The 19,714-nt window shown below is 59.2% G+C and carries 17 protein-coding genes; 5 read left to right on the forward strand and 12 right to left on the reverse strand.

All coding sequences use genetic code 11. The annotated features are described in order from the left end of the window. Position 1: 1 nt before the first annotated feature. The 7 genes from AADW22_RS01390 to cysQ form a co-directional block, all read right to left on the reverse strand. Positions 2–1,699 (reverse strand): beta-1,6-N-acetylglucosaminyltransferase, encoded by a 1,698-nt coding sequence (locus AADW22_RS01390; protein ID WP_407474099.1) that lies wholly within the window; start codon positions 1,697–1,699, stop codon positions 2–4. Further along, complete coding sequence (locus AADW22_RS01395) at positions 1,696–2,682, reverse strand: glycosyltransferase family 2 protein (protein ID WP_009825623.1); 987 nt, start codon at positions 2,680–2,682, stop codon at positions 1,696–1,698. The genes AADW22_RS01390 and AADW22_RS01395 overlap by 4 nt, the downstream gene beginning before the upstream one ends. Before the next feature lie 172 nt (positions 2,683–2,854). After that, on the reverse strand, positions 2,855–3,832 hold the full coding sequence (locus AADW22_RS01400; protein WP_407474100.1) for a glycosyltransferase family 2 protein: 978 nt from the start codon (positions 3,830–3,832) through the stop codon (positions 2,855–2,857). Between the two features lie 56 nt (positions 3,833–3,888). Next, positions 3,889–4,872 (reverse strand): UDP-glucose 4-epimerase GalE, encoded by a 984-nt coding sequence (gene galE / locus AADW22_RS01405; protein ID WP_348001305.1) that lies wholly within the window; start codon positions 4,870–4,872, stop codon positions 3,889–3,891. A 24-nt stretch (positions 4,873–4,896) separates the two neighbouring features. After that, positions 4,897–5,796 (reverse strand): UTP--glucose-1-phosphate uridylyltransferase GalU, encoded by a 900-nt coding sequence (gene galU, locus AADW22_RS01410; RefSeq protein ID WP_005850578.1) that lies wholly within the window; start codon positions 5,794–5,796, stop codon positions 4,897–4,899. A gap of 281 nt (positions 5,797–6,077) precedes the next feature. Continuing rightward, on the reverse strand, positions 6,078–6,878 hold the full coding sequence (locus AADW22_RS01415; protein WP_005850579.1) for a 3-deoxy-manno-octulosonate cytidylyltransferase: 801 nt from the start codon (positions 6,876–6,878) through the stop codon (positions 6,078–6,080). Further along, positions 6,878–7,675 (reverse strand): 3'(2'),5'-bisphosphate nucleotidase CysQ, encoded by a 798-nt coding sequence (cysQ, locus tag AADW22_RS01420; protein ID WP_168592987.1) that lies wholly within the window; start codon positions 7,673–7,675, stop codon positions 6,878–6,880. Before cysQ ends, AADW22_RS01415 begins: the two co-directional genes overlap by 1 nt. A gap of 112 nt (positions 7,676–7,787) precedes the next feature. Here cysQ and AADW22_RS01425 point away from each other — a divergent pair, with 112 nt between their 5' ends. Beyond that, a complete protein-coding gene (locus AADW22_RS01425; RefSeq protein WP_005850582.1) occupies positions 7,788–8,612 on the forward strand; it encodes an ABC transporter permease in 825 nt (274 codons plus the stop codon). 2 nt (positions 8,613–8,614) lie between these two features. Here the strand turns inward: AADW22_RS01425 and AADW22_RS01430 are convergent, their stop codons facing one another. Further along, entirely contained in the window at positions 8,615–9,217 is a 603-nt protein-coding gene (locus AADW22_RS01430) for an alpha-ketoglutarate-dependent dioxygenase AlkB (protein ID WP_037942528.1), read from the reverse strand. A gap of 208 nt (positions 9,218–9,425) precedes the next feature. Here AADW22_RS01430 and dnaK point away from each other — a divergent pair, with 208 nt between their 5' ends. From dnaK to AADW22_RS01450, 4 genes are all read left to right on the forward strand, one after another. After that, the gene (gene dnaK / locus AADW22_RS01435) at positions 9,426–11,333 is read left to right on the forward strand and encodes a molecular chaperone DnaK (protein WP_005850585.1); all 1,908 of its coding nucleotides are present in this window, start codon (positions 9,426–9,428) and stop codon (positions 11,331–11,333) included. A gap of 77 nt (positions 11,334–11,410) precedes the next feature. Beyond that, a complete protein-coding gene (gene dnaJ / locus AADW22_RS01440; protein WP_005850586.1) occupies positions 11,411–12,568 on the forward strand; it encodes a molecular chaperone DnaJ in 1,158 nt (385 codons plus the stop codon). Positions 12,569–12,674: 106 nt separating this feature from the next. Further along, entirely contained in the window at positions 12,675–13,436 is a 762-nt protein-coding gene (gene radC / locus AADW22_RS01445; RefSeq protein WP_005850587.1) for a DNA repair protein RadC, read from the forward strand. Positions 13,437–13,500: 64 nt separating this feature from the next. Beyond that, the gene (locus AADW22_RS01450) at positions 13,501–14,088 is read left to right on the forward strand and encodes a hemerythrin domain-containing protein (protein WP_184583630.1); all 588 of its coding nucleotides are present in this window, start codon (positions 13,501–13,503) and stop codon (positions 14,086–14,088) included. Positions 14,089–14,091: 3 nt separating this feature from the next. Here AADW22_RS01450 and AADW22_RS01455 read toward each other — a convergent pair whose 3' ends face one another. The 4 genes from AADW22_RS01455 to AADW22_RS01470 all read right to left on the reverse strand — a co-directional run bounded on the left by AADW22_RS01455 (position 14,092) and on the right by AADW22_RS01470 (position 19,714). After that, the gene (locus tag AADW22_RS01455) at positions 14,092–15,654 is read right to left on the reverse strand and encodes a substrate-binding domain-containing protein (protein WP_407474101.1); all 1,563 of its coding nucleotides are present in this window, start codon (positions 15,652–15,654) and stop codon (positions 14,092–14,094) included. An 18-nt stretch (positions 15,655–15,672) separates the two neighbouring features. Beyond that, complete coding sequence (locus AADW22_RS01460; protein ID WP_005850593.1) at positions 15,673–16,686, reverse strand: hypothetical protein; 1,014 nt, start codon at positions 16,684–16,686, stop codon at positions 15,673–15,675. 112 nt (positions 16,687–16,798) lie between these two features. Beyond that, positions 16,799–18,934 (reverse strand): GumC family protein, encoded by a 2,136-nt coding sequence (locus AADW22_RS01465; RefSeq protein ID WP_407474102.1) that lies wholly within the window; start codon positions 18,932–18,934, stop codon positions 16,799–16,801. A gap of 216 nt (positions 18,935–19,150) precedes the next feature. Beyond that, a complete protein-coding gene (locus AADW22_RS01470) occupies positions 19,151–19,714 on the reverse strand; it encodes a membrane integrity-associated transporter subunit PqiC (RefSeq protein WP_005850596.1) in 564 nt (187 codons plus the stop codon).

The raw sequence follows: 19,714 nt of genomic DNA on the forward strand, positions 1-19,714 counted from the left end.
TTTATTGCACCAGATAGGGTTTGCGCGGCGGTTTCTGGGGGGCCGACATGCCACGTTCAACAGGAAAGTCGCCCATCAGATAGGGGTGCATCCCCTGGTTCTTGAGGTTCTGCAGGAATTGGCCAAAGCCGGTGAGATCCGCCATCTTTGGCACCTCGGACAGACGACCGGTTTTGACCTGCCCGATCTCGTCCAGAATGCTTTGCAGCGGCTCCATCGGGGCTTCGATGAATTCGGCCATCGTCCAGATACGCACCCGCGCCTTGGCGTAATGCGACCGCAGCACCTTCATGTGTTCGCTTTCGATCTTTTGCAGCGCGGCGGCGGTGCGGCGAATGTCGGCGAAATCCTGATTGGACCGGAATAGCGGCACGGCCCAAGCCCCGGTGATCACCGACACCTGCGCATTCGGATCCTTGGCGATGTTCCAGACGATATCCTGATTGTCCTGCGGGCCGAACTGGAAGCATTGACGTTCGCCACGGGTGTTCCAGATCAGATTGGTCAGAAACGCCTTGGGGTCGTAGTCGCGTATCTTTGCGCTATTGCTCAGCGCCCCGTTGATCGAGTTCTGCCCATCGGCAAAATGCACGCGATCCGGTGCGAACAGATGGCCATGCACCCGCGCGCCGGTGGATTTGGTGAGCCAGGATTCAAAGTTCTCGAACAGCTCGACAAAGCCCTGAAACACGGAATAGGGCGCGGCAGTGACGCCGTTTTCCCAATCTTCGTTGGGGAAGCGGCTTTGCATATAGAGCCCCGCCCGCCCCCGCGTGCGCCGTTCAACCGCTTTGGCAAAGACACGGTCAATCTTGCCGGGGTTTGGCTCTGTCCGCTTCATGGCACCCGCCTCATCGGTGAGGAACGCCTCGTAGAGCCTATCCGCTTTGGGCCATATCTTGCGCGCGACAAAGCAATCGGACCGCCGCAGAAGCTGGAGGTGATCGTCGTAAAAGATATGCGGCTTGCCCTGAAAATCGAACTTGGACAGGGTCAGCGACCGGCTTTCGATCTGGGTCGAGTACAGCCGCGCGAGCGTCTGGAAGTAGCTTTCATCCGGTATCCAGACGTGGCGGAAATAAGCGTCGTATGCCGCGCGTTTCGGGTCTTGCAGGATTGCCGACAGGGTTTGCCGCGTCAGGCACCACCATTGCGACCCCATATGCGGCACGACCCCCTTGGGGATACGCCGCTTGAGCCCGATAAAGCGCTGCACAGCCACCGCCTTGTCGAACAGATAGCGCCGCCGTTTCCACGAGAAGGGAAAACGCATGGTAAAACGTTCTTCGTCCAGCCCGCCGACGGTCCAGGGCACATCGGCTGTGGTGGCGCTTTCGATAAAATCGGTGCGCGGGCGGGCGGCAAGATAGTCGATCAGCTCTTTCACCGGACGCAGCGGCAGGCATGACCCCGATGCCAGATACACATGGCGCACATCCGGAAAGCGGTTCAGCATCATCTCGGACGCGGTTTGCGAAGCGGCCACCAGCCCCCATGTCCCCCATTCGCAACGGTATCTTTTGCTGAACACCAGCGCGGGCACATCCGCGAGCGCCTGCACAAAAGCATCATGGGTCTGGCGTGGCACCGATTTATCGACGTGGATCACCACCGGACAGCCCGCCGCCGCCCAATGTCGCGCGACCTGTTCGGCGCGGCCAAGGGCGGTGTGCACCAGCATGACTATCCCGACGCTCATGCCCAGTTCCCCTTGGACATGAGCCCGAGAATCTCGAGCTGGCGCCAGTTGATATATTTCTCGGACCACTTGCCCCACAGCTGCGGGTTCTGGTCGGGGTTGTTGGCATAGGTCTTGTATTCGATGGATTTGGCATAGTGCTGGCCGCGCACAAGTTCTTCTGCCGCCTTGGCGCTAAAGGTGTCCAGGAATTTGGCATGAAGCAGCACGCCTGATGCTTTCTCTCCGCCCCATTCGTCATAGACACGGTTCAACCCGCGCGGCAGCAGCATATGGGTGGAACTGACATAGGCATAGCGCCGGTCCCATTTGACCAAGGGCACCTTGTTCAGCGCGGGGGCCTTGGCGGGCTTGTGCTTGAAAAATACCCGCGCACGCGGCCCGCCCTGTATCCACAGGTTTCCATATTTGGCATTGCGCGAGATCGCGTAGTTGCCGCTGTCGAACCAGGATGCGATCTCCATCGGGTTCTGCCCTTCTTGATAGGGTTCATCCCCCAGCCGTCCCTTGGGGTAGACATCCAGCAGCATCGCGCCAAAGCTGCGGATCTCGCAGTTATCCAGCCAGTCGGTCAGCGCCTGCACCGGCCGCGTATCGCAAAACGGATAGACAAAGAATTCATCCGGATCGACCACCAGCACCCAATGCCCGTGCGCGTATTTACGTTTGAGGTAGTTCATCCAGTCGACACCGAACCCCGACCGCCGATAGCTGGCATCGGTATGCCAGACAGAGACATCCTTCATCCCGCGCAGGTAATCGGCACTGCCGTCGTCGGACCCGTTATCGACAAAGAGAAAGTGGTTGATCCCCAGCTCTCGATAATACTCCAGGAAATACGGGAGCCGGATTTTCTCGTTCCGCATGGTGCAGACAAGCAAGACATCGTCGGGACGGATGGCGCTGGTGTTGTCCTGAACATGTGTCAGCTCGGACGACTTGCGCAGCGCCCGGATCAACCGCCGCTTGCGCCGCACGCGCATCTTGTAAGAATCCCAAAGGCTCACGTGTTCTCCATACCCTGCGCGGAATGCCCCGCCGGCCTAGGGCCTTCATTCCATCAGGTTCCAAGCCAATATGTCATGGGCCGTGTTCATAAACAACGTACTTTGAAACAGTTACGCGTTGCAGGAATGACGGTCAGGCCGTGGAATATCAGGCCCAAGGGCTGCGCATCAGGTCGCAGTCTTCCAGATCCGCCGGTCCGGTATAGCGCCGCGCATCTACGTGCCACAGATCGGGGGCGTCAGCGATCTGGTCATAGTAACCGTCAAACTGTGCCGGGTTGTGAAAATGCTGCCCCCGTGCCTTTTCCTGACGGGACTTCGCAATGATCTCTGGCAGGAACTTACTGTGCAGCAACACCCCCGAGGCCGTCTTCCCCCCCGGCCCATCGTAGATGTCATTCAGCGCGGGCGGCAGGAGGGAGTGGGTCGAATTCACATAGACATAGCGCCGATGCCAGCGGATCAGCGGTATCTTGTTCAACGTCGGTGACTGCGTGGGACGATCGGCAAAGAAAACCCGTTCGCGGGCACCACCCTGCACCCAGAGATTGTTCATCGGCCACTGACGTAGCGCCCGATAGGGGGCGGGGTCAAACCAATCCAGCACCTGCGCAGGGTCCTGGCCGGGGGCATAGAACTGCGCACCCAATGGGCCCTTCGGGAACATATCCAGCATCAGCGTGCCGAACCCTTTGCGCGCTTTACGCTCAAGTTGATCGGTCAACGCGGGCAGTTTCCGCGTCTCCATCTGGTCATAGACCAGCAGCTCGTCCGCATCGACGGTCAGACACCAGCGCCCGTGCCCATGCCGCCACAGCAGCCAGTTCAGCCAGTCCAGCCCGAACCGCGACGCGCGATAGCTGGCAGAGGTTTGCCACAGGGTCACATCGGGCTGTGCCGCCAGCATTTCGGTACTGCCATCGTCACTGCCATTGTCGATCATCAGAAAATGCGCAACGCCAAGATCGCGGTAGTGATCCAGAAAATATGGAAGCCGCGCGGCCTCGTTGCGCAGCACGACAAAGGCGAGCACGCCGTCGCGCGGAATGGCGGGCCGCGTGGGTGCCTTCAACTGATGCCGCGACCGCAACGCACGCCACAGCAGCCGCCGCCGTTTCAACCGCATCCGATAGGCACCCCATAGCCGGGCCCCTCGCGACGCGGGAACAGCGGCGCTGTCGGTCATGCGCTAAAGTGGCCGGTCTGGTGCCATCTCCACGCGTCGGTGATCATCTGCTGCAGGGTCGACCGTGTGGGCCGCCAGCCCAGCTCTGTCTCGGCGCGGACCGAGCCCGAGACCAGCTTGGTGCAATCGCCCGGCCGCCGGTCGCCTTCGGTCATGGGCACGGCGCGGTTGGTAACCTCGCGGCTGTGTTCCACAACTTCGCGCACGGAAAACCCGGTGCCGGTGCCCAGATTGAACACGCGACTGCCCTTATCCTCTCGCAGCCAGTTAAGCCCCAGAACATGGGCATCGACCAGATCGCAGACATGCACATAATCACGAATGCAGGTGCCATCGGGCGTATCGTAATCGGTGCCAAAGATCGTCAGCGCATCCCGTTTGCCGTCGATAGCGTCCAGCATCAGCGGGATCAAATGTGTCTCGGGCTGGTGGAATTCGCCGACCTCCCCTTCGGGGTCGGCACCGGCCACGTTGAAATAGCGGAAGATCACGCTTTGCAGACCATAAGCCGCCTCGAAATCGCGCAGGATATCTTCGATCGCGCGTTTGGAGGCCCCGTAAGCGTTGATCGGGTGTTGCGCGCTATTTTCATCCAGCACGACATTATCCTGATCGCCATAGGTCGCACAGGTGGACGAAAAGACGAAGTGTTTGCAGCCTGCGGCGACCGTCGCCTCGATCAGGTTCAGCGACCCTTCGACGTTGTTGCGCCAATAGGTGCCGGGCTGTTTCATGCTATCGCCCACTTGGCTAAGCGCGGCAAAATGCATGACGGCGACCGGCTGGTATTGTTCAAACGCGGCGTCGATCTCGGCACGGTTCAGCAGGTCACCCTGCACGAAAGGGCCGAATTTTACTGCGTCACGCCAGCCGGTGACCAGATTATCGAAGGTGACGGGGGTATGCCCTGCGGCGGCCAGCGCCTTGCACGCGTGCGACCCGATATAGCCCGCACCGCCGGTGACCAAGATATTCGCCATACGCCCGTCCCTATCGTCCAGCGCTTATTGCGCTGCGGTTTCACCCTGCATGATGTCTTGCAGATACGCACGCAGATCATCGCGCAGCTCTTCACGTGCCAGCCCGAAGGACACGGTCGCCTGCAGGAAACCGGATTTGGAACCGCAGTCGAAACGCTGGCCCTTGAAGCGGTAGCCATAGACATCGTTGCCTTGGGTCAGCTCTGCTGCGATGGCATCGGTCAATTGGATTTCACCGCCCGAGCCGGACTTCAGCTGGTTCAGGTTCTTCAGCACGTTCGGCGACAGGATATAGCGGCCGATGACGGCAAGGTTCGACGGCGCGTCTTCGGCTTTGGGCTTTTCGACCATGCCCTTCACCTTGACCAGTTCACCATCGGTTTGGCCCTCGTCGATGTCCAGCATCCCGTAGGAGGAGGATTTTTCAGGGTTCACTTCCATCGCCGCAACCATGTTGCCGCCGGTCTCGTTATAGGCTTCGATCATCTGCTGCAGGCAAGGTTTGTCGGCAGCGATCACGTCATCGGGCAGCATCACCGCAAAGGGTTCGTTGCCGATCAGACGACGGGCGCACCATACCGCGTGGCCCAGACCAAGCGCTTTGTGCTGGCGGATATAGGCGATGGCACCGCTGTCCATATTGGTGCTTTTCAGAATCTCCATCAGCTCTGTCTTGCCCTTGGAGCGTAGTTCCTGTTCCAGCACGGGAGAGTGATCAAAGTAATCTTCCAGCGCGCCCTTGCCGCGGGAGGTAACAAAGATGAATTCCTTGATGCCCGCCGCGCGGGCCTCGTCGATGGCGTATTGCACCAGCGGGCGATCGACCAAGGTCATGATCTCTTTGGGGACAGATTTCGTCGCGGGCAAAAACCGCGTTCCCAAACCTGCCACCGGAAAAATCGCTTTTGTTACTTTTTTAGCCATGTGAAATCGTCGCCTTTATACATTTACGTGCGGATAACCGAGTTAGCGCTCATTGAATTGCAAACCACCATGCTGCCAGCCCTAAATATGGGCAGCGCCTAAATTATGGCGGCTTCTTGCTGATTTTGCGGTCAAAAGCTCCTTTATGCCGCAGCTTGCACATCTTTGCGCCTTATCCGCCGTTTTCGTTAAATAAATCAAAACGTCGGATCGCTGTGGCTTTATTCATTACAGGTTGCACGCCCCACCGCAATATTGGCGATGGCGGTGGGGCGGTGCGGTTACGCCAACCCCATCTCGGCCATCATCGCTTCGATCTTTGGCACATCTTCGGGGTTGTTCAGCTCCCAGAACTGGCGGCCCTTGGCCTCGACCTCGACGCAAAGCACCTTGTGGCTGTTTTCCATGAAGCGCAGCTGCTCCAACCCTTCAAGCTGTTCAAGCGGGCCGACCTTCCATGACGGATAGGCCGCCAGCGCGTCGGGGCGATAGGCATAGACGCCCACGTGGTGAAACACCGGCGTGGCATCGGTGTCCTCATAGGTTTTCGACGTGAACGGCACGACTTCCTTTGAAAAATACATCGCCGCATGATCCGCTGCGAAAACGGCGGTGGTGCCCCCCACCCGACCCGCTTTGCGGTCGGCCAGCAGCCCGTTCAACGCCGCGCCATCGCAGCGCAATACCGGCGTCGCGATCCCCGCATTAGGGTCGCCTTGCAGACCCTGCACAAGGCTTTCGACAAACCAATGTGGTGTCAGCGGCGCGTCGCCTTGCAGGTTCACCACGATGTCATAGCCACCGCCCAGAACCGCATGGGCTTCGGCGCAACGCTCTGTCCCGTTGGCACAGTCGACCGAGGTCATCACCACCTCGGCCCCGAAGGCTTCGGCGGCGTCCTTGATGCGATCATCATCGGTGGCCACAACGACCTTGTCGACGCCCTGAACCTCGCAGGCAGCACGCCAGCTGCGTTCGATCAGGCTGCGTGCCGTACCGCTCGCCCCTGTCAACAGCGCCAGCGGTTTCGCCGGATAGCGGGTGGAGGCATAGCGGGCGGGAATGACAATAAGGACCGACATCAGGAGGCTTTCAGATCAACGCCCGGTGCATGGGCGATAAAGAAGGGGTTGGCAAAATCGGCTTTGCCGTAGGTCAGCGGGGTCAGGTCGTCAAAGCGCACAACGGCCCCACCAGCGCCAGTCAAAACCGCGTGGCCTGCTGCCGTGTCCCATTCCATCGTGCGCCCGACGCGAGGGTACAGATCCGCCTCGCCCGTGGCGATCAGGCAGAACTTCAGCGACGAGCCCGCGCTTTTCATGTCGCGCACATTGTATTTCGCGATGTAGTCATCGGTCGCCTGATCACGGTGCGACTTGGACGCAACTACCATCAGCGCGGCATTATCCGGCGTAGAGACTGATATCGGCTGCACAGGGCCCATGCTGTCTTTTGGGAAATCGCCGGTTTCCTCGACCGCGCTGCCGTCAGCCAGCGTGAAGAACATGCGCGAACGGGCGGGGGCATAGACAACACCGCGCGTCGGCACGCCGCCTTCGACCAGCGCGATGTTCACGGTGAAATCACCCCGACGGTTGATGAACTCTTTCGTGCCGTCCAGCGGGTCCACGATCAGGAATGTATCGCCCGATGCCGAATGGGTGGCCGACTGCTCTTCCGTGACAAGCATCACATCAGGGAACGCCGCGCGCAGCCCGTCCGAGATGATCTTGTCTGCCGCTTCGTCGGCAATGGTCACGGGGCTTTCGTCGGATTTGGTTTTGACCTCGAAATCATCCGCGCCGTAAATCTCCATGATCTTGTCGCCTGCTTCGATCGACAAACGGCGCATCACCGTTACCAGTTGCTCATAATCCATAATGTCGCGGCCTTTTCAGTTTCGTTGATTACTTTGCGCAAACCCCTTATGATTGCGCCTTGACGGAACAGCAAGAATTCCGTGCGAGGGTACGTCACAAAGAGGCTTTACGATGTTTCAACCAAGGCGCACCAACACGGGCAATTTCCGCTCGGCCGTTAACTTCTTTGAACTCGTCTACCACTCCGTCGTGCGCTCCGTGCGCAAGCAGCACAACAATGCCTTTGCCGCCATCGGGATCAACATCCTGCAAGCGGTGATCTTTGTTGGCGTGTTTTATGTCATGTTCTCGGTTCTGGGGATGCGCGGGGCGGCCATTCGGGGCGATTTCGTGATCTACATCATGACCGGCATCTTTCTGTTCATGGTGCACACCAAAACGGTTGCCGCCGTCGCCGCTGCCGAGGGACCGGCGAGCGCGATGATGAAACACGCGCCGATGACCACGATGATCGCACTGGCTGCGGCGGCCTTGGGCGCGCTGTATATTCAGATGCTATCGCTGATCCTGATCATGTCGGTCTATCACCTCGCCTTCAATCCGGTAGTAATTTACGACCCGTCGGGCGTGATGTTCATGCTGATGATCGCGTGGTTTACGGGCGTGGCCGTGGGGATGGTGCTGCTAGCGATCAAACCCTGGGCACCGGCCTTTACACAGATCTTCACGACGATCTACCAGCGGGCGAATATGATCGCTTCGGGCAAGATGTTTCTGGCCAATTCGCTGCCGTCCTTCATGCTGGCCATGTTTGACTGGAACCCCTTGTTCCACGTCATCGACCAGGCGCGCGGATATGCGTTTATCAACTACAACCCGCGCTACAGTAACTGGGAATATGCGGTTTGGGTCGGTGTGGTCCTGATGGTGATCGGACTGATGGGTGAATTCTACACCCGTAAACATGCCTCCGCGAGCTGGAGCGCGCGACGCTAGGCTCAGGTCACGACCCGCAGCGTGATGTTGATCCGCCCGCCCTTGGGCAACAGCGTCGAAGACCCCGCACGAATACGGTCGATCCCGTGATAGTTCAGCCGTGCCTCACCGCCCATGACAACGACATCGCCCGATTGCAGCCAAAGGCTGTCGGTCTTGCCGCCGCGCTTCTGACCGCCGACGCGCAACATTCCTTCGTCGCCAAGCGAGATGGACACGACCGGCCAGCGGAAATCCGTCTCGTTTTTGTCCTGATGCAGGCCCATCTTCGCGTCTGACGCGTAATAGTTGATAAGGCAGGACTCCGGCTGCCGCTCTAGCCCCGTCAGGTCATTCCAGATCGCCAATACCTCAGGCGGGATCGCAGGCCACGGGGTGCCGTTGGGGTGGGTTGGCGCATAGCGATAGCCCTGCGTGTCGGACAGCCAGCCGTAGTCCCCCGCGGAGGTCATACGCACCGACATCTGCTGCCCGCTTGGCATGACGGGGCGGAAGAACGGCACCTGTTTGACCACGCCGCGCACAGCATCCAGCAGCCCGCGCTGCGCCGACAACGTAAGGTAAGATTTGTGAATTTCGAAGCCGCGTAACCGCAATATCGTCATCTAAACGCCCTTCTTTCCTGCTTTCGCGAAAAATCCACGCAGAATCCGCCTCTCCTTTCTCATGCAACGGTTGCAGGGTCCATATCTGCTCCTTATATACGCCGAGAACCGCTAAAGGCATCCGGCCTTTGGTGAAAAAGATCGGGGCAAAGGTGCCACAACGGGCCTGCGCTTCGTGTCATCGCCTTGAGTAAAAGAGGGATCAAACATGGCCAAAGTTATTGGTATCGACCTAGGAACGACAAACAGCTGTATCGCCATCATGGACGGCAGCCAGCCTCGCGTTATCGAAAACGCCGAAGGCGCGCGCACCACGCCCTCCATCGTTGCGTTCACAGACGACGAACGGCTGGTTGGGCAGCCTGCCAAACGGCAAGCGGTTACCAACCCCGACAACACAATTTTCGGCGTGAAACGCCTGATCGGCCGTCGCAATGACGACGCGGATCTGGCCAAGGACAAAAAGAACCTGCCCTTCACCGTCATGGACGGTGGGAACGGTGACGCATGGGTACAAGCCAAGGGCGAGAAATACTCCCCCTCGCAAATCTCTGCGTTCATCCTTGGCAAAATGAAGGAAACAGCGGAATCCTATCTGGGCGAGGAAGTCACCCAGGCCGTGATCACTGTGCCTGCCTACTTTAACGACGCTCAGCGTCAGGCGACCAAAGACGCGGGCAAGATTGCCGGTCTGGAAGTGCTGCGGATCATCAACGAACCGACAGCGGCGGCCCTGGCCTATGGTCTGGACAAGAAAGACACGCAAACCATCGCGGTCTATGACCTTGGCGGCGGTACATTCGACGTGACCATCCTTGAAATCGACGATGGCCTGTTCGAAGTGAAATCCACCAACGGTGACACGTTCCTGGGTGGTGAAGACTTCGACATGCGCATCGTGAACTACCTTGCGGATGAATTCAAAAAGACTAACGGCGTCGACCTGACGCAAGACAAGATGGCGCTTCAGCGTCTGAAAGAAGCGGCAGAGAAGGCCAAGATCGAACTGTCCAGCGCAAGCCAGACAGAGATCAACCAGCCGTTCATCTCGATGGGCAAAGATGGCTCGCCACTGCACATGGTGATGAAGCTGACCCGCTCCAAGCTGGAGCAATTGGTTGGTGACCTGATCAAAGCGTCGATGAAGCCCTGCGCAGCCGCGTTGAAAGATGCCGGTGTATCCGCATCCGAGATCGACGAAGTCGTTCTGGTCGGCGGTATGACCCGTATGCCGCGCGTCATCGAGGAAGTGACCAAGTTCTTCGGCAAAGAGCCCCATAAGGGTGTGAACCCTGACGAGGTTGTTGCCTTGGGTGCGGCCATTCAGGCCGGTGTTCTGCAAGGAGACGTCAAAGACGTTGTTCTGCTGGACGTGACACCGCTGAGCCTTGGTATCGAAACGCTGGGTGGCGTGTTCACCCGTCTGATCGACCGCAACACCACGATCCCGACGAAGAAGTCGCAGGTCTTCTCGACCGCTGAGGATAACCAAAGCGCCGTGACCATCCGCGTCTTCCAAGGGGAGCGTGAAATGGCTGCGGACAACAAGATCCTTGGCGCGTTCAATCTGGAAAGCATCCCACCCGCACCCCGCGGTATGCCCCAGATCGAAGTGACCTTTGACATCGACGCAAACGGTATCGTTGCCGTAGGCGCGCTGGATAAAGGCACAGGCAAAGAGCAGAAGATCACGATCCAAGCGTCCGGCGGTCTGTCCGATGCGGATATCGAAAAGATGGTGAAAGACGCCGAAGAAAATGCCGACGCCGACAAAGAGCGCCGCGCATTGATCGAGGCGAAAAACCAGGCGGAATCGCTGATCCACTCCACCGAGAAGTCGCTGGAAGAGCATTCTGACAAGGTTGACCCGACCACCGTCGAAGCGATCGAACTGGCCATTGCTGCACTGAACGACGAACTGGCGACCGACAATGTTGATAAGATCAACAACGGGATCCAGAACGTTACCGAAGCGGCGATGAAACTGGGCGAAGCCATCTACAAGGCGGCTCAGGACGAAAACGAAGACGTTGCCCCGGCTGCGGATGCACCCGAAGGTGACGACGATATCGTCGATGCCGATTTCGAAGATCTGGACGATAACAAGCGCGCGTAAGCACGCCCACGGAACCACTGAAGGGGCCGGTCCGCTTGCCGGGCCGGCCCGTCACGTTCCAGCGTAGGAGCTAATTCATGGCCAAACGTGATTACTACGAGACGCTCGGCGTCGCTAAAGGTGCCTCTGCCGACGAGATCAAAAAGGGCTACCGCACCAAAGCCAAGGAATTGCACCCCGATCGCAATGCCGACAACCCCAATGCCGAAGCCCAGTTCAAAGAAGCGAACGAAGCTTACGAAGTCCTGAAAGACCCCGAAAAGAAAGCCGCCTATGACCGTTATGGTCATGCGGCCTTTGAAGGGGGGATGGGCGGTGGCGGTGGCCATCGTGGCGGCGGCTTTGGCGGCGGCGGTCAGGGCGACTTCTCTTCGGCGTTCTCTGACGTGTTTGACGACCTGTTCGGCGACTTCATGGGTGGCCAGCGGGGCGGCGGCGGACGCCGTGCCGCACGCGGTGCCGATCTGCGCTATAACCTCGGGATTACGCTCGAAGATGCGTATCGGGGCATGCAGAAGTCGATCAACGTGCCCACCTCTGTGGCCTGCGATTCCTGTAACGGTTCCGGGTCAGAAGGCGGCGCAGAGCCGACCACCTGCCCCACCTGTTCCGGTATGGGCAAGGTCCGTGCTCAACAGGGCTTTTTCACGGTCGAACGCACCTGTCCGACCTGTTCGGGCATGGGCCAGATCGTCAAGAACCCCTGTAAATCCTGCCGCGGAGCCGGGCGTGTTGAAAAAGACCGTGCGCTGTCGGTGAACATCCCTGCGGGCGTTGAAACCGGCACACGTATCCGCCTGGCCGGCGAAGGCGAAGCAGGCATGCGCGGCGGGCCGTCGGGTGATCTGTACATCTTTATCGAGGTGCAGGACCACAAGCTGTTCGAACGCGACGGGCCAAACCTGTTCTGCCGCGTTCCCGTGTCGATGAGCACCGCCGCCCTTGGGGGCAGCATCGAGGTGCCAACGATCGACGGTGGCCGTGGCCGCGTGCAAATCCCGGCGGGCAGCCAGTCCGGTCGCCAGATGCGTCTGCGCGGCAAGGGTATGCCCCCGCTGCGTGGGGGTGGTACGGGCGATATGATCATCGAACTGGCGGTCGAAACGCCGGTGAACCTGACCAGCCGCCAAAAGGAATTGTTGCAGGAGTTCGAAAAGGAATCCTCCAACAACAATCCTGAAAGCAGCAGCTTCTTTTCGTCGGTGAAATCCTTCTGGGATTCGATGAAAGGGTAAGACCTGATCGCACAAAACATCGGGCGGGGCGCAGGCTCCGCCCTTTTTGTTTCCGCCCCTGCCCGCGTTAACGGGATGATAACCTCTTTGGCCGCAAGCTGGGCCAATGGGACGCAACAACGCTCACTTCTCCGACCCGCGCTTGCCCTTTCTGGGGGACGAAGCGGTGCCCGCACCGCCAGCATCGGGCAAACAGCCGTCCTATATCGCGGATCACCGACAACGTTTGCGCGCACGCTTTATGCAGGGCGGTGCCGCCGCAATCCCGGACTATGAACTGCTTGAACTGGTGCTCTTCCGCGCCATCCCGCGCCGTGATGTCAAACCGCTGGCCCGCGCGCTGATGGACAGGTTCGGCGACTTCAACCGCGTGATCACCGCGCCTGAACCACGGCTTAGGGATATCTCGGGCGTGGGCGACGCAGTGATTGTCGAGCTTAAGGTGATTGAAGCCGCAGCCCACCGTATGGCGCGCTCCAGGGTGATGCGGCAGCATGTACTCTCAGGCTGGGACGCTCTGCTTGACTATTGCCACACCACGATGGCGCACCGCGAAACCGAACAGTTCCGCGTCATTTATCTGGACCGCAAGAACGTCGTCATCGGCGATGAGGAACAGGGCAAGGGCACTGTCGATCACGTCCCCGTCTACCCGCGAGAGGTCGCCAAACGCGCGCTTGAACTGAACGCCAGCGCGCTTATTCTGGTGCATAACCACCCCTCGGGCGACCCGACCCCATCCCAAGCCGACATCGACATGACGCAGCAGATTTTCGCAGCCTGCAGCGCCCTTGGACTGACCCTGCACGACCATCTGATCATCGGCAAATCACGCGAGCTTAGCTTTCGCAGCGAAGGGTACTTATAAGCGCAACTGTCGTGTTCGAATTTGCGGAGTTTACCGGATCACCCCCCGGCACTAGCTTTGGCCTATGTCCAATACGCCGCCCCCCGACCCGCTTTCCCTGATGCAGCGCGATGGCTTGCCCGATCCGTTGCGTGCGTTGATCAAAGCCTTCCCGCGCGACGGTTGGGAGGAGAACCCGAATTACTCTCGCCTGATCGCGTTTTGGTTGGATCGTCATATGATGTTCCGCCGTCTGCTGGACCAGATGGAGGGGGACGCGCAACTGGCGATGGACCGCGTCGAGCCGCCCGAGACCTACAAACGCAAACTGTCGCGTTTCGGCGGGATGCTGATCAACGAGCTGCACGGTCACCACCATATCGAGGATGCCCAGTATTTTCCGGTGATGGCGCAGCTTGACCGAGGTGCGGCGCAGGGGTTCGATATTTTGGATCGCGACCACCACAGTCTTGATGGTATTTTGAACGATCTGGCCGAGACGGCAAATACCGTCCTGCGCCATGAGGGGGACGCGGCAGGTTTCCTCGACAGTACCGCGGCCATGAAACAGCGGCTGGATGCGTTCAAACCCATGCTGAACCGCCATCTGATCGACGAAGAAGAACTGGTCGTGCCGGTGCTGCTGAAATACGCCCCGCCCCAGTTTCGTTAGGGTTTAGCGCACCCAGACCTCTACCCGCCGGTTGGCCTGACGCCCCCATGCGGTATCATCACAGGCCATTGGCATCGCCTCGCCAAAGGCGTCCAGATCCAGCGTCACACGTTCCAGATTGGCGGTCACCGCCGCGGTGATCACCGCTTGCCGCACGGCTTCTGCCCGACGCAGCGCGATGTCACGGTTGGCGAAAGACGCGCCCTGCCCGTCACTGAACCCCACGAACAACAAACGGCGCGCGTCGTACTGCCCCACCTCGAGCGCGCGGGCGAGTTGCTGCACGTTTGACCGCGATTGTGCGTCCAGACGCACCGATCCCGCCTCGAACCGGAAAGAGGTCGACAGCCGCGCCATGGGCTTCAACGCTGCATTCATCCGCTGTAGTTCCTCAAGCGTGATTTCGGGCCCCGCGACAGCAATCGCGTTTGTAAATCGGTTGCCCTGATCCTCGACGGGGATCTCCTCGGGCGTCTGATCCACAAACCCCGCGCGCCGGATCACGATCTGCGCAGCAGGGCTGCGGGTAAAGGCCAGAAATTCTCGCGCCACCTGTGGCAGACGGCGGGCCGGAAAGTACAGAAACATCGGCGCGGTCAGCGGGTAATCTTCGGTCTTGATGGTGCGGCGCGAGGCATCGAGCGCAAAGCCGCAGCTACCAGAGAGCGTCAACACATCGGTATCACGTTGTTCGGCATAGCTGGTGATGCCAAGCGCGAAACTGTCGTTTGCCACCGCTTCCGCCAGATCGGCAGGGCGGGCATGGCGGGTGATATTGTCGGTGAACTTCAGCGTCGCGGGCCGCATCACCTGATCACTGATCGCTTGTGCCAGCCCGCTGCTGGTATCGGGCAGATGCAGATCAATGGGTGCGTCCGGCCCGCCAAGCGCCTGCCAGTTGGTCACCTTCCCCGCAAAGGCCCGCGCCAGCATCAACGGAGAGATCTGCTTGACCGGGTTCGAGGCCGACACCACCGGCACGACAGCATCAAGCGACAGCACGCGACTGCGGTTCAGGCCCGTCATATCACCCAACCCCGCCTCGCGCGCGCGGACCCGTTCTTCAGGGCGCATTTCGCGCAGGGACATCACGATATCCGCCTCGTCCGCCAGAAGATCGGCAAAGCCTTCGTCACTATTACTTGCCCGGAACATGAACAGTGCAACGGTTTGTTCGTTTTTTTCGTCGATCAACCGGTAGGTAAAGCGGTGTTCGTCTTCATCCTCGCGCACAGCGGCATAGCCGTTGCGCTGCGCAAACCCGTCGATCAAGGCAGGCATCAACACTTCACCCATCGTGGCCGAACCCGAAAGCTGCAGCTCGGCGACGAAAGGGTCCAGATTGGGGCAGCCCGGCCCTTCGCATTGAACGCCGGTGCTATCGACCGTCAGCTCGCCATACTCGGTTTCGACGCGGTAGAACTCGCCATCAAAGCCGAGCAAGGTGCCGCTTAGTTCAATCTTGCCATCACGGGAGGACAGCGCGACATCCTGCGCCCCTGCGGACAGCGTCGCCGAACATAAGAAAAGTGCGGCGAGAACCGCCGCACGTATAATCGTGATCATAAGACCCCAAGCGTTGCGTTAGTGTCCCGCAACCTTCATGTCTTGGAGCAGATTATTCAACACAAGAAAGCTGCCGACCGCATCACAATCCGGCACTGCGACGCTTAGGTCGCGCGTTCTAAGCGTGGCATCGCCAAGCAGTTCGATCGATTGCGCCTCTATCTCCTGGCCGCAGTTCGCCTGGATCACTTCGGCTTCCACGGTCAGCGCAACGCGGGCATCGGTGTTTTCCATCGCAGCGGGGAATGTGTACACCTCGGCCACCAGTGGCTCTGCCGCGCTGAGGTCGCCGTTCACGGTCATAAATCCGCCTTCACCGGTGATCGCGGAGGCAACGCTGCGCGGCTTGCCAGCCCAGACATGGCCCGAACCATCATAGTCGGACCCGAATTCGCGGGCGTGCATCTGGAAACCCGTGTCGCCCTTCCATTGCAGAACCACGCGGTCAAATTCGGCCAGATCATCAATCTTCGCATCCGCAACCGCGCCTTCGCCGTTTCCGAAAGCAATGACGAAGGTCGCATCCTGCGCAAGCGCCGGAACGGTGATGTCCAGCGCGCCGGTGTCAGATGTGGTTTGGGTAAAGATCATGCCGCTGTGATGCACCGTGATCCGTTCGTTTGGCATGCAGGGTGCCGCCAGTGTCAGGTTCACCATAGCTGCCGCGACGGGGCGCGCGTTTGCGGTGATATCGCAGGTCTGTGTGGCCGCTGGCTCCGTCGCAATTGGGGCGGAAACTGGGCGAGAGATCGGTTCGTCCGCGCTTGCAGCGGCCAACATGACGGGGGCAGAATCGGGCAGCTCCACCGTGGGCTCCAGCGGGGCTGCATTGAACTCGGCCGAGGTGAGGACGATGTCTTCGACCTCGAGCACGGCGTTCTCGTTGCTTAGCCGGCGCAGCTCTTGCTCTTTCACAGCGGCGTCAGAACCATAGCGGGCTGTTGCAGCGTCAGAGCTTTGCATCACGTAGCCGATGCCCAAAGCACAGGCGAGCGTGCCAGCAGCTGTCGCGATCTCTTTCATACGTGCCATCTGAGGGTCCTCACTGGGATAACTTCCCAATGAATATCGCCCAGCAGAGCGGCCCTGTTATGACCCTTGAGGGGAAAGATTTGGGCAGTTTTGAGGCATGCCCAAGCCTTGCTTAACTGTCGTAATAGCCCTTGCCGTAGGCCCCATAGGCACCGTATTCGCCGCCATAGCCATAGCGTTTCATGCCCTTCTCATCGATCTGGCTGAGCACAAGACCGGTGATCCGCTGGTTCGAGTTGTGGAAGAAGCGCATGGATTCCTCGACCAGACCCTTGTTCGTGCTGTCCCATTTTACAGAGAACAGGATCGCATCGGCATTCTGCGAGATGATACGTGCATCCGGCACAACCAACACAGGCGGCGTGTCGATGATGATGAAGTCATACTGATCGCGCATCTCGGAGATGAAGGATTTGAACCGATCGGAGGAGAAGATATCCGCCGCGTTCACATTGGTCTTTTCGCCGCCCAGAACATCCGCGCCAAAACCGTCAGGCGTATGGATGGCATCGGCGAATTTTACATCGCCGTTCAGGACAGACGCGATACCGTTGCGCGGCATATCGGGGAAGTATTCGTTCAGCGTGCGGCGGCGGATATCGCCTTCGACCAGCAGGACGGATTTGCCCAGACCGGACAGGAATTTCGCCAGCGACAGCGAGACGGTGGTTTTACCCTCCCCCGGGATGGACGAGGTCGATACGATGACCTGCGGCTTTTTGTCGAGGTTCGACAGCATCAGCGAGGTGCGCAGGTTGCGGATCGCTTCGGCGGCAGCAGACGTCGGCTTGTCCGACAGATACTTGAGCGTGTCCTTGCGGTGACGCGAAGGGATCAGCGGGATCTGCCCGATCACGGTATAGCCGGTGTGTTGCTCAAGCTCGTTCGCGGTGCGGAACGTGCGGGTTTTGAATTCGCGCAGCAGTACGAGCCCCGAGCCGACCATCGCCCCAAGGATCATCGCCAGCGCAATGATCTGCGATTTCTTCGGCGCGCTTGGTGAATTTGGCACGACCGAGCTGGACAGCATTCGGCTGTCGGCCTTCTGGATGCCTTCTTGGGCAGAGGTCTCTTTGAGGCGGGTCAGGAAATATTCATAGAGCAGACGCGTTGCTTCGGATTCACGGGTCAGCTGTTGCAGCTCAATCAGGTCTTGCCCTTGCGAGGCCAACTGCTCCCCAAGCTCTTTTTCCGAGTTGCGCAGCGCCTCAAGTTGTTGCGTGCTGCGCACAAGATCGGCCCGAACCCGCGTCATCACCGTATCAAATCGCAGGTCAAATGCCGTCTGGTTCGTTTCCGACGACAGCCCGTTGCTAAAGATACGCGTCAGTGCGGCGTCTTGCGCCGCGTCGAGCTTTTCATCGGGCGTTTGCGCGGCCTCTAAGTCAGCAAGGCGTGTTTGAAGCGCCTCGCGGGTCAAGGCGGCACCGTCAATGCGGTCACGGAGTTCTTTAATCTGACGCTCGAGCGCTTGCAGGCCCTCGATCGAAACCAGTTGGGTGCGCGCCGTAAATTCGGATACTTTCTTCTCGGCATTCTCAAGCTCGATCTGAAGCTCGGACACACGGTTGCTTAGCCATTCAGTCGCTTTTTCCGTCGCCTCGAATTTCACTTCGATCTGGTTGAGGATGTACAGTTCAACAATCGTATTCGCGATCTGGGCAGATTTAACCGGAGATTCCGTTTCAGCCGTGACGTTGAACACAAGGCTTTGGCGAATATTGGAGACCGACACCTTGTTCAGCAAAGCCTGCACAACCGCGTCGCGGGTTTTGGTTTTCTGAAGCTCGGGGTCCAGCTCTTCTTCGGGTGGCCCCGAAGACAGCATTCCCTTGAGGCCAGAGATCATGCCACCGATCATGGATGGTTCGCGCAGTTCGCCGTTGAACTCAGGGTCATCAATCAGGTTCAGCCGGTCAACAACTTTGCCCGCCAACCCACGGGACCGCAGCACTTCGACCTCTGTATTGACCTCGGTGCTATCGCCGGAGAATCCGCCAACCACGGCCTGCAGGTCCACGATGCTGTCTTCTTTGGTGTCCAGAACCACAACCGCGGTGGACCGATAGGTCGGCACAGCCACGCCATAGGCATAGTAGCCCGCCAGCAGCATGAAAATCAGCGTGACAGCAGCGATAATCAGTTTGCCGCGCCACAACGTACCAATCAGCGCGCCAAGATCGATGGTGTCGTCATCTTCGTCCCTGGGCCCGGAAAAGTTCGATTGGCTTTGGTTCATCATATGCATGTGGTCCGTTGATCATGGCCAGAACTGACCGGAAACAAGGGCGCAGGCATCAAGGTTTAAACCGCGTTACTGAACAATACCGACCACTTGGAAAAGGTTCGCCGACCGCGCCACAGCCTCAGGCTACGGCAGCAAAATTACCAAATCGTTACCGAAGTATATTCAATCCAGTATGTGGAAGCTCTAGCGAGTTCACGCCACGGCGCTGGAATTACGTCACTTTAGTCCATTCTTGGCGATATAGCTGGCCAAATCAAGGATCAGTTGCCCCCGTGCTGCTGCAATGGCGGCCGGTCCCCCCTTGGGGTCGAAAGCCACGGTCAGGTCAAACAACCCCGATCGTTCGCTTCCACCGGTGGATACGGCGACGAAATACTGGCCCGAGGCGCGGAACTGGCCTGTTTCAGCGGCCAGCAATTCGCTGAACCGCAGCTCAAGCCGGGCATCGGGATAGGCTTCGAATGGCCAAGGCTCGGATGCGATCCGACGGTTGGTGAGGCGCGACAGGTTCTCGCTCAATTCCAAGGCGACGGCCCGTTCGGGCGAATCCGCCCAAAGTTCGTCGGAAGAGCTCACCAACGTGCCGTTCGATTTGCGCACGTGGATTTCGTCGGCGGCCGCATAGCTGGGCAGCGATACATCACGCACTTCGACCGAGTTGAAGCGGATGCTCACCTGCTCTGTGACCGGGGGCATGTCCACGGCATAGCGATCTGCGGATCCACAAGCGGCAAGAAAGGCCACGAGACCAAGGCTTGCGATACTTTTTACAACGTTCAT

It is taken from the genome of Sulfitobacter sp. PM12, assembly GCF_045586035.1.
Taxonomy (GTDB): domain Bacteria; phylum Pseudomonadota; class Alphaproteobacteria; order Rhodobacterales; family Rhodobacteraceae; genus Sulfitobacter; species Sulfitobacter pontiacus.

What these genes read in the sequence shown, in the direction of transcription:
- galE (WP_348001305.1), bottom strand. Translation starts at nt 4,872, where the DNA reads ATGGCGAATATCTTGGTCACCGGCGGTGCGGGCTATATCGGGTCGCAC.
- AADW22_RS01465 (WP_407474102.1), bottom strand. Translation starts at nt 18,934, where the DNA reads ATGCATATGATGAACCAAAGCCAATCGAACTTTTCCGGGCCCAGGGAC.
- dnaJ (WP_005850586.1), top strand. Translation starts at nt 11,411, where the DNA reads ATGGCCAAACGTGATTACTACGAGACGCTCGGCGTCGCTAAAGGTGCC.
- cysQ (WP_168592987.1), bottom strand. Translation starts at nt 7,675, where the DNA reads ATGGATTATGAGCAACTGGTAACGGTGATGCGCCGTTTGTCGATCGAA.
- AADW22_RS01460 (WP_005850593.1), bottom strand. Translation starts at nt 16,686, where the DNA reads ATGGCACGTATGAAAGAGATCGCGACAGCTGCTGGCACGCTCGCCTGT.
- AADW22_RS01430 (WP_037942528.1), bottom strand. Translation starts at nt 9,217, where the DNA reads ATGACGATATTGCGGTTACGCGGCTTCGAAATTCACAAATCTTACCTT.
- AADW22_RS01395 (WP_009825623.1), bottom strand. Translation starts at nt 2,682, where the DNA reads ATGCGCGTGCGGCGCAAGCGGCGGTTGATCCGGGCGCTGCGCAAGTCG.
- AADW22_RS01425 (WP_005850582.1), top strand. Translation starts at nt 7,788, where the DNA reads ATGTTTCAACCAAGGCGCACCAACACGGGCAATTTCCGCTCGGCCGTT.
- AADW22_RS01390 (WP_407474099.1), bottom strand. Translation starts at nt 1,699, where the DNA reads ATGAGCGTCGGGATAGTCATGCTGGTGCACACCGCCCTTGGCCGCGCC.
- radC (WP_005850587.1), top strand. Translation starts at nt 12,675, where the DNA reads ATGGGACGCAACAACGCTCACTTCTCCGACCCGCGCTTGCCCTTTCTG.
- dnaK (WP_005850585.1), top strand. Translation starts at nt 9,426, where the DNA reads ATGGCCAAAGTTATTGGTATCGACCTAGGAACGACAAACAGCTGTATC.
- AADW22_RS01450 (WP_184583630.1), top strand. Translation starts at nt 13,501, where the DNA reads ATGTCCAATACGCCGCCCCCCGACCCGCTTTCCCTGATGCAGCGCGAT.
- AADW22_RS01400 (WP_407474100.1), bottom strand. Translation starts at nt 3,832, where the DNA reads ATGCGGTTGAAACGGCGGCGGCTGCTGTGGCGTGCGTTGCGGTCGCGG.
- AADW22_RS01455 (WP_407474101.1), bottom strand. Translation starts at nt 15,654, where the DNA reads ATGATCACGATTATACGTGCGGCGGTTCTCGCCGCACTTTTCTTATGT.
- AADW22_RS01415 (WP_005850579.1), bottom strand. Translation starts at nt 6,878, where the DNA reads ATGTCGGTCCTTATTGTCATTCCCGCCCGCTATGCCTCCACCCGCTAT.
- AADW22_RS01470 (WP_005850596.1), bottom strand. Translation starts at nt 19,714, where the DNA reads ATGAACGTTGTAAAAAGTATCGCAAGCCTTGGTCTCGTGGCCTTTCTT.
- galU (WP_005850578.1), bottom strand. Translation starts at nt 5,796, where the DNA reads ATGGCTAAAAAAGTAACAAAAGCGATTTTTCCGGTGGCAGGTTTGGGA.